The sequence below is a fragment of the Cyanobium sp. Alchichica 3B3-8F6 genome (genome assembly GCF_024346435.1).
GTDB lineage: Bacteria > Cyanobacteriota > Cyanobacteriia > PCC-6307 > Cyanobiaceae > Cyanobium_A.
The window spans coordinates 68,378-77,233 of sequence record NZ_JAGQCZ010000012.1 but is presented as its reverse complement, the minus strand read 5'-3'; the positions used below and the strand labels follow the sequence as shown (position 1 = coordinate 77,233).

Annotated in this window: 8 protein-coding genes; 4 read left to right on the top strand and 4 right to left on the bottom strand. The window is 68.8% G+C overall.

What is annotated here, in order from left to right; translation table 11 throughout:
- The coding region (locus tag KBY65_RS10810; protein ID WP_255001589.1) for a transposase at positions 1-514 on the top strand (514 nt) is incomplete at its 5' end.
- A 176-nt stretch (positions 515-690) separates the two neighbouring features.
- Here KBY65_RS10810 and KBY65_RS10805 read toward each other — a convergent pair.
- Positions 691-1,689 (bottom strand): DnaJ C-terminal domain-containing protein, encoded by a 999-nt coding sequence (locus KBY65_RS10805; protein ID WP_094561157.1) that lies wholly within the window; start codon positions 1,687-1,689, stop codon positions 691-693.
- Positions 1,690-1,874: 185 nt separating this feature from the next.
- On the opposite strand from KBY65_RS10805, the gene KBY65_RS10800 reads away from it, so the two are divergent.
- Entirely contained in the window at positions 1,875-2,327 is a 453-nt protein-coding gene (locus KBY65_RS10800; RefSeq protein ID WP_255001588.1) for a hypothetical protein, read from the top strand.
- Positions 2,328-2,353: 26 nt separating this feature from the next.
- Here the strand turns inward: KBY65_RS10800 and KBY65_RS10795 are convergent, their stop codons facing one another.
- Complete coding sequence (locus KBY65_RS10795) at positions 2,354-2,485, bottom strand: hypothetical protein (RefSeq protein ID WP_255001587.1); 132 nt, start codon at positions 2,483-2,485, stop codon at positions 2,354-2,356.
- A 449-nt stretch (positions 2,486-2,934) separates the two neighbouring features.
- On the opposite strand from KBY65_RS10795, the gene KBY65_RS10785 reads away from it, so the two are divergent.
- On the top strand, positions 2,935-4,107 hold the full coding sequence (locus KBY65_RS10785; protein ID WP_255001586.1) for a class I SAM-dependent RNA methyltransferase: 1,173 nt from the start codon (positions 2,935-2,937) through the stop codon (positions 4,105-4,107).
- Between the two features lie 154 nt (positions 4,108-4,261).
- Here KBY65_RS10785 and KBY65_RS10780 read toward each other — a convergent pair whose 3' ends face one another.
- Both KBY65_RS10780 and KBY65_RS10775 read right to left on the bottom strand, forming a co-directional pair.
- Positions 4,262-4,678, bottom strand: coding sequence for a phage holin family protein (locus KBY65_RS10780; RefSeq protein ID WP_094561155.1), 417 nt, complete (start codon positions 4,676-4,678; stop codon positions 4,262-4,264).
- Positions 4,675-5,097, bottom strand: a complete 423-nt coding sequence (locus KBY65_RS10775) for a glycine zipper domain-containing protein (protein WP_094561154.1) — start codon at positions 5,095-5,097, stop codon at positions 4,675-4,677. The genes KBY65_RS10780 and KBY65_RS10775 overlap by 4 nt, the downstream gene beginning before the upstream one ends.
- A gap of 99 nt (positions 5,098-5,196) precedes the next feature.
- Between KBY65_RS10775 and smc the strand changes: the two genes are divergently transcribed.
- Positions 5,197-8,805, top strand: coding sequence for a chromosome segregation protein SMC (gene smc / locus KBY65_RS10770; RefSeq protein WP_255001585.1), 3,609 nt, complete (start codon positions 5,197-5,199; stop codon positions 8,803-8,805).
- Positions 8,806-8,856 lie beyond the last annotated feature (51 nt).

The window sequence follows — 8,856 nt, the reverse complement described above, 5'->3', positions numbered from 1 at the left end:
TCCGGATGCCTTGCTGTGCCGCAAATCCAAGGCCCATCCGGCGTTGCCCAGCTACCGGGGGCACGTGCTGATGGACAACCGCCATGCACTGGTCGTCGATTGTCAGGTGACGAAAGCCACGGGCACCAGAGAGCGGGATGCGGCCAAAGAAATGGCGGCTGATCGTCCCGGTGCCCACCAGAAGACTGTTGGTGCCGACAAGGGTTACGACACCAAGGGCTTTGTCGCCGAGATGCGCCGCATCGGCGTCACGCCGCATGTGGCGCAGAACACCGCACGCACCGGCGGCTCCGCCATCGATGGCCGCACCACCCGCCACAAGGGCTACGCCCAATCGATCAATGCCCGCCGCGGCATCGAGAAGGTGTTTGGCTGGATCAAACAGTGGAGCGGGCTGCGCCAGTTCAAGCTGCGCGGCACAGACAAGGTGAGTGCGGTGTTTAGCCTGCACGTGATCGCCTACAACCTGATCCGGCTGGGCAACCTGCTCAAACCGGCGATGGCAGCGGCATGAGCAGGTGGTTGCCCAGAGGTGTGCCAATGAGGCGGCTTCCAGGAAGCCCCAACGGGGCAAAACGCCTGAAATCTGGCGTTCTGAACCGCTGAATCAGCGAAATCCAGCCCGAACAGCAAGTAATCAGATCGCGAGAGGGAGGAACGCGGCGTTTCTGACGGTTTTTCCGCAAACTCCTAGAGACGGGCCGCCTGGATCCAACCCGCCCGAGGATCGGCGCTGCGGGCAGCCCGCAGCTGCTCCAGCAGCTGGCGCTCCTCGGCACTGAGCTGGTCGGGCAGCTTGAGCACCGGGGTGAGCAGCAGGTCGCCGCGGCCCTCCTTGAGGGGCCACCCCTTGCCCTTGAGCCGAAGGCTGCGGCCCAGGGTCATGCCGGGCGGCACCTGCACGGAGGCCTCGCCATCGGGGGTGGCCACCCGCACCTCACCGCCGAGGGCCAGCTCGTCGAGGCTCAGGGGCAACTCGGCCCGCAGCTGATCGCCATCGAGTTTCCACACCGGATGGTCCTGCAGCTGCAGGTTGAGGTAGAGATCGCCGCGGCGTCCCGTGCCGGGCTGCAGGTTGCCCTTGCCCTTCAGCCGCAGCCGGCTGCCGGCCTTTACGCCGGGGGGGATGCGCACCTGCACGCGCTCGTCGTTGACCGCCAGGGTGCGCTCCGAGCCGCGGAAAGCATCGGCAAAGGAGAGGCTGATGCTGGCCTCGGCATCGAGATTGATCGGGGCGCCACGGCCAGCCCCACCCGGTCCACTAAAGCCAGGTCCACCAAAACCAGGTCCACCAAAACCGCCGGGAAAACCGGAGCCAAAGCCAAAGCCACCCGGTGCCCCGCCACCGCCGCCCGGGCCGCCAAAGCGTCCGAGCAAATCGTTGATGAAGTCGTCGAAGTTGCCGTAGCGGCCGAAATCCACATCGACGCCGCCCATGCCGGAGCCGCCGCCAGCCTGGCTCCAGTACTGGCCGAACTGCTCATAGCGACGGCGCTTCTCAGGATCGGAGAGCACCTCGTAGGCCTCGCTCACCTCCTTGAACTTGGCCTCGGCCCCCGCATCACCGGGGTTCACATCCGGGTGGTACTGACGGGCCAGCTTGCGAAAAGCGCGCTTGACCGCGTCGGCATCGGCACCGCGCTCAACCCCAAGCACCTTGAAGTAATCGCGGTAGCCGTTTGCGCTCATCGACCAAGGCTCCACCGCTACCGACCAGTGTCTCAGCCGCGAGGGGGATTCGCAGGCGCCTGGAAGGGCGGAAGGCCGAACGCCACACCGAAAACAAGGCCAGAGAACAGGCCTGTGGTTTTGCGCACATCCGGGTGAAAACGCCGCGCAATCGCCCTACCCTCGAATCCTTCCCTGCTTGGTTCATGGCAGCTTCCAGCTCCCTGCGCTCCGGCCTGTTGATCGCCCTGAGCACGGCGCTGCTGGGCTTTGCGGCCACGGCCAGTGCCGGCAGCGGCGCCAATGCTCCGGCCGCCTCCACCACTCCCACCCTTGGGGAGGCGCTGGCGGCCTCCACCCCTGAGCAGAAGTCCCTCAGCGCCCATCTGCGCGCCAAGGGCGCCATCTTTTACGGAGCCTGGTGGTGTCCCGCCTGCTTCCAGCAAAAGAATCTGTTTGGCAAGGAAGCCGGCAACCGCCTCCCCTATGTGGAGTGCGACAAAACCGACGACGGTCGGGATGTGTGCATGGCCGCCAAAATCCGCGCTTTTCCCACCTGGGAGCTGGCCGGCAAGCCACGCCTCGAAGGGGTGCAGACCATCGCAGAGCTCAAGGTGTGGAGCGGCTACCAGAGTGGTGGCGACCACAGCCAGCACTGATGCGGGCCATGCGGCGTTAAGGGGCTTTAGAGGGCTGGCCGCGAATCCGCGGGACGCGAACGATCAAGCGGAGCCTGCCAGCGCGAGCGCTGCAGATCCCAAACCGCCAGCAGGGCCGCCAGCGACACCAGCGCCGCCAAGCCCAGTCCCAGGGACAAGCGGTGGGGGTTCACCCTGATGCGCCGCCGCCTAGACGGCTGGGCCCTGCCCAACGGGCGGGCGCAGCGTCCACACACCAGTCGTCCAGCCAGGCCGCGATCCGCCTTAACCGACCAACTGCCACAGTGGGGACACGCCATCGCTCAGCCAATGAAAAGGCCCCTTCCAGGGCCCATGGGTCATTTGGGTGATAAGGCTGACCTCACCCCATCTCCCTTAAAGGGTCAGGCAGCCACAGGGGCGGTCTGACGGGAGAAACGAACGATGTTGTTCGCTGTTACGTGTTTGCTCTTACCGAGCAGGCTTCAGTCACCCTCCTCATACCCCGTCGAAACCATTGCAGCCCCATGAAGTGGAGCTGAGCGGAATCGAACCGCTGTCCGAAGCACCGGTGTGGATCACCTAGTCCGGCCGAAACCGGACTCATGCATTGTGGCAGCAGCCAAAGGTGGACGCAGGGGTGGGCATCACCGAACCGATCAACGGCGGACCAATCAATGGCGTGGCAGTGGTGCCACCGGGCCTCGAAAACGCCGCGGCGTCCGAGCTCACGGCCTTGGGCTGCCGAGCCGTTTCACCCCTACTCCGGGCCGTGCGCTTCCAGAGCGATCTGGCCGGCTTCTACCGTTTGCACCTGCAAGCCCGCCTGCCCTTCCGGCTGCTGCGCCAGCTGGCCCACTTTCCCTGCCGCAGCAAAGACGAGCTCTATGAAGGCGTGCAGCGCGCCGTCGACTGGAGCCGCTGGCTGCCCCCCGGCACCAGCTTCCGGGTGGATGCCACCGGCACCGCACCCGGCCTCAACCACAGCCACTACAGCGCCCTGCAGGTCAAAAATGCCCTGGTCGACCTGCAACGCCAGCAGTGGGGCGCCCGCTCCTCCGTCGACCTCGACGATCCCGATCTGGCCCTGCACCTGCACCTAGGCGGGGGCGAGGCGAGCCTCAGCCTTGATGGCAGCGGCGGCAGCCTGCACCGCCGCGGCTACCGCGCCGCCATGGGCCTGGCTCCGCTGAAGGAAAACCTCGCCGCCGGCCTGATCGCCCTCACCGGTTGGGATGGCAGCGTGCCCCTGGCCGATCCCCTCTGCGGCTCAGGCACCCTGCTGATCGAAGCGGCACGGCTGGCCCTGGGGCTGGCGCCGGGGCTGGGCCGGCACTTCGCCCTGGAGCGCTGGCCCGACTTCGACCCCCAGCTCTGGCAGCAGGAGCGACAGGCCGCCACCGCCCTGGCCCTCGCCAGCGTCGATCCCCTACCGCCAATCGTGGGCATGGAGCAGGATCCCGCCGTGCTGGAGCAGGCACGCAGCAATGCCAAGGCCGGCGGCGTGGCCGAGGCGCTCGATCTGCGCCTGGGCGACTGCCGCGATTTTCAGCCGCCCGCGGGCCCCGGCATCCTGGTGTGCAACCCGCCCTACGGCGAGCGCATCGGCGAACGGGACGCCCTCGAACCGCTCTACGCCGATCTGGGCCGAATGATGAAGGAGCGCTGCAGCGGCTGGAGCCTGTGGCTGCTGAGCGGCAACCCCGAACTCACCGGCGCCCTGAAGATGAAGGCCAGCCGTCGCATTCCGATCAGCAACGGCGGCATCGACTGCCGCTGGCTGCACTACGAGATCCGCTGACTCAGGGCTTGTAGTTAAGGGGCTTGTGAATCAGGGCCTGTGGATCAGCTCCCCAAAGAGGCCACGGGCCCAAACGGGTTTCAGAGGTTGTTGAACAAGTTGTTCAACACTTGCAAAACAGCGATTCAAGCCACCCACCCCGGCACCCCCCAGCTCAGCGGCCCAGGATCGCGCGGGTGGTTTTGCTGAGGCCGGCGGTGGTCTGGGGCAGATAGGGGCCCTTGACCAGCTGGCCGCCCACCCGCACAAACACCCCGGCCAGCACCAGATCCAGAGCCGCCACGGCCAGAGCAGCGTGGATCCAGCTGAGCCCCTGGGCCTCACGCAGCCACAGCAGCAGGGCCAGCTCGGCGCCGATCAGGGCCAGCAGCAGCAGGGCCAGTCCCCCGCTGAGCAGCAGGGCGCCACTGATCAGCCGCCGCTTCTCCCGGTCCACCTCCTGCAGGGCGATCCGCACATGCAGATCCATCACCGAGGTCATCAGGGCGCCGACCCGACCGGCCGCCACCCTCGCCACGCCGCTGCGCGCCTCCCGCTCCTGGGAAGGCCCCGGCTCGTTCTGATCCGTCATGCCGAGCGCCGGCCCGAAGCCAGCAGCAGACCCAGCAACACGCCCACGCCCGTGGCGATGCCGATCGCCATCAGCGGACGCTCCCGCACGGGCTTCTCAATGCGGGGTCGCAGTGAGGCATTCAGCTCATCGAGCAGGCTCTCGAGCTGGGCTTCCATCGGCGCCAGGTTGTCGGCCAGGCGGCTGGTTTGGTCACCGGCCACCTCCAGCAGCTCCAGCAGCTGGTCCTTCACAACCGTGGCGGTGCGGCCGCTTTGGCTCGCGATCACCTCCACCACCTCATCAAAGCTGCCCCGGGTGGCCTCGAGGGTCTGACGGGCCACGGCGGGCCACTCCCGCTGAATGGTGGGAATCAGGGTCTCAAATCGGTCGCGGAAGCCCTCGGGGCTGGCAACGCGGGGAGGCGTCTCGGCGGTCATGGAGAGGGAGGCGACAACGCAACGCAGCCCTCAAGCTAAGGAGGGGGTTGAGCTTTCGAAACCCTCCGCTACATTTCTGCTGCTCGGCGCACGGGCCTGTTGGTTCACATCAATCAGGTCGAGCTCACCCATTTCAAGTCCTTTGGCGGGTCGATGACGATCCCGCTGGAAGAAGGATTCACGGTGGTGACCGGGCCGAACGGCTCCGGCAAGAGCAACATTTTGGATGCGGTGCTGTTCTGCCTCGGCCTGGCCAGCAGCCGCGGCATGCGCGCCGACCGCCTGCCCGACCTGATCAACAGCGCCATGTTGCGCGCGGGCAAGGCCGCCGAAACGTCGGTGAGCGTGCGCTTCGACCTCAGCGAATGGCAGCCCGATGAGGCGGAAACGGGGCTGGAGCCGCCCGAGGAGGGCCCCTGGATCAAGCCCGGGCAAACCGAATGGACCGTGAGCCGGCGCCTGCGGGTGGCGCCGGGCGGCACCTACGCCAGCAGCTTCAGCGCCGATGGCGTGCCCTGCAACCTGCAGCAACTGCAGAGCCAGCTGCGGCGCCTGCGGGTGGACCCGGAGGGCAGCAACGTCGTGATGCAGGGCGACGTGACCCGAATCGTCTCGATGAGCGCCCGCGACCGGCGCGGGATCATCGATGAGCTGGCCGGCGTGGCCCTGTTCGACAGCCGCATCGAACAGACCCGCGGCAAGCTCGACGAGGTGCAGGAGCGCCAGGAGCGCTGCGCGATCGTGCAGCAGGAGCTGCTCAGCTCCCGCCAGAAATTGGAGCGCGACTGCGCCAAAGCCCGCACCTACCAAGACCTGCGCCAGCGCCACCACAGCGGCCGGCTGCAGGAGCAGGTGCTGGCCTTCGAAGCCGCCCAGACTGGCCTGGCGGCCCTGCTACGCCGCCGCGAAACCCTCACCGCCCAGCAGCTGAGCGAGCGGGAAGCGATTGCAACCGGTGAGGAGGCACTGACCGCCGCCGCCACCGCCCTCGAGCAGCTTCAGGCTGAGGTGAAGGCCCTCGGCGAAGACCAGCTCCTGGCCGTGCAGGCCGAGTTGGCGGGTCTGGAGGCCAGCGGCCGCGAACTGGCCCGCCAGGCCGAGAAACACCAGCTCGACGCCGAAGCCCTGCAGCGCCAACGCCAGGAGCTGGCCCACAGCCAGGGCGACCTGCGCGAGCAACAACAGGCCCTCGACGACAGCGCCGACCAGGCCGAACTCGATGCCGCCGAGGCGACCTGCCGCAGCGCCGAAGCCGCCGTGGAACTTTCCCGCCGCCGCCTGGGCGAGGTGGCGGGCCGCTCCGGCAGCTGGATGGAGGAGCAGCAGCAGCGCAGCCTGGCCCGCCAGCAACTGGCCGACCAGCTGGGCCCCCTGGAAGCGGAGCGCCAGCAGCTGCAGGAGCGGCTGCGGCAGCACCAGGAGCGGCTGGCCGAACTGCAGAAGGAGGAGCAGCAGGAGGGCCTCAGCCATCGCAGCGGCCAACAGCAGCTGGAGGCCACCGAGAGCGCCTGGCAGCAGGTGCTGGAGGCCACCCGTCAGGAGCAGCAGCAGGTGCAGGAGCTGGCCGAAGCCCTGGCCCTGCAGCAGCGCACCCGCAGTCGCTTGGAGCAGGAGCAAGCCCAGCTGGAGCGGGAGATCGCCCGGCTCGACAGCCGCCGCGAAACCCTGCAGGAAAGCCGCGGCACCGGCGCCCTGCGGGTGTTGCTGGAGGCCGGCCTCGACGGCATTCACGGGCCCGTGGCCCAGCTGGGCGAGGTGGAGGAGCGGGTGCGCCTGGCGCTGGAAGTGGCCGCTGGCGGGCGGCTGGGCCAGGTGGTAGTCGACGACGACCGCATCGCCGCCCGGGCGATCGAGCTGCTCAAAACCCGCCGGGCTGGCCGGCTCACCTTCCTGCCGCTCAACAAAATCCGGGGGGGCTCCGGTGGCGGTGCCAGCTCAGGAGCGGCACTGCAGCGGGGCGGCGCTGGGGCCGGCGGCACCGGACTGATCGGCAAGGCGGTGGATCTGGTACGTCACGAGCCCGTCTATGCCGAGGTGTTCCGCTACGTCTTCGGCGACACCCTGGTGTTCGACAGCCTGGCCAACGCCCGCCGCGAGCTGGGCAGCTGCCGGGCCGTGACCCTCGATGGCGAATTGCTGGAAAAGAGCGGCGCCATGACCGGCGGCAGCCTGCAGCAGCGCGGCGGCCAGCTCAGCTTCGGCCGCGCCCAGGAGGGCGACGAGGCCGCTCCCCTGCGCCAGCGGTTGCTGGAGCTGGGCGAGAGCCTGCTGGCCTGCCGCCGCAAGGAGGCCGAGCTGGGCCAGCGGCTCGAGGCCCTGCGCCCCCAGCTGCTGCAGCACCAGCAACGGCAGGCGGCCCTCGAGGCCGAGCGCAGCGCCGCCCAGCGCACCCTGGCCCCCCAGCTGCAACGCCAGCAGCAACTCGGTAGCCGCCTCAGCCAGCTCCAGGCCACCCTGCATGCGGATCTGCAACGCCAGCAGGAGCTGGAGGCGCTGCTCATCCCCCTGCAGCAGCAACGCGCCGCCCTCGAGCAGGCCGAAGCCGCGGTGCAGGCCTCCGGCGATGCCGCCCGCTGGCAGGGGCTGCAGAGCGAACTGGAAGCCGCCGACGCCGCCCTGGCTGCCGCCCGGCGCCAACGCGATGAACTCCTGGCCGCCCGCCGCGAACGGGCCCTCGCCGCCGAGCGGCTGCGCAACCAGCTCGAGGCCCTCGCGGCCGATGAGCAGCGGCTGGTGAGCGCCGTCAACGCGCTGGTGGCAGAGCGGGCCCGCTGGAAGGAACAGCACCAGGCCGACCAGGAGCGCCGCAGCACCCTCGAAGCCCAGCAACAGGAGCTACAGACCCGTTTCGGCGAGCGGCGCCGGGCCCGCGATGCGGCCGAAGCCCAGCTGGCAGCCCAGCGCCAGGCCCTGCAACAGCGGCAGTGGGAGGTGCAGCGCCTGGGCGAGGAGCTGGAGTCGCTGGCAGAGCAGCTGCGCGGCGACCAACTGCGCCTCGCCCAATTGGAGCGGGAGCTGCCCGATCCCCTGCCGGAGATCCCCGAGGAGGTGCGCGAAGCCGGGCTGGAGGCTCTGCAGACCGAGCTCCGCAGCCTGCAGGCGCGGATGGAGGCCCTCGAACCGGTGAACATGCTGGCCCTCGAGGAGCTGGAGCAACTCGAAACCCGGCTGGCGGAGCTGGAGGAGCGGCTGGAGGTGCTCAGCAAGGAGCGGGAAGAGCTGCTGCTGCGCATCGAAACCGTGGCGACCCTGCGCCAGGAAGCCTTCCTGGAGGCCTTCACGGCGGTGGATGGCCACTTCCGCACGATTTTCGCGGGTCTCTCCGACGGCGAAGGCCATCTGCAGCTGGAAAACCCCGAGGCTCCCCTGGAGGGCGGCCTTACCCTGGTGGCCCACCCCAAGGGCAAGGCGGTGCGGCGCCTCAATGCCATGAGCGGCGGCGAGAAATCCCTCACCGCCCTGAGCTTCCTGTTTGCCCTGCAGCGCTTCCGCCCGTCGCCCTTCTATGCCCTCGACGAGGTGGACAGCTTCCTCGATGGGGTCAACGTGGAGCGGCTCGCCGCCCTGATCGCCAGCCAAGCCGACCAGGCCCAGTTCATGGTGGTGAGCCACCGGCGCCCGATGATCGCCGCCGCTACCCGCACCATCGGGGTCACCCAGGCACGGGGCGCCCACACCCAGGTGGTCGGGTTACCGCCCGCCGCCTGAGCCACCGCCCCCTTCCCCGTCGAGCCAGGTGGGCCACAATGGGCCGACTGG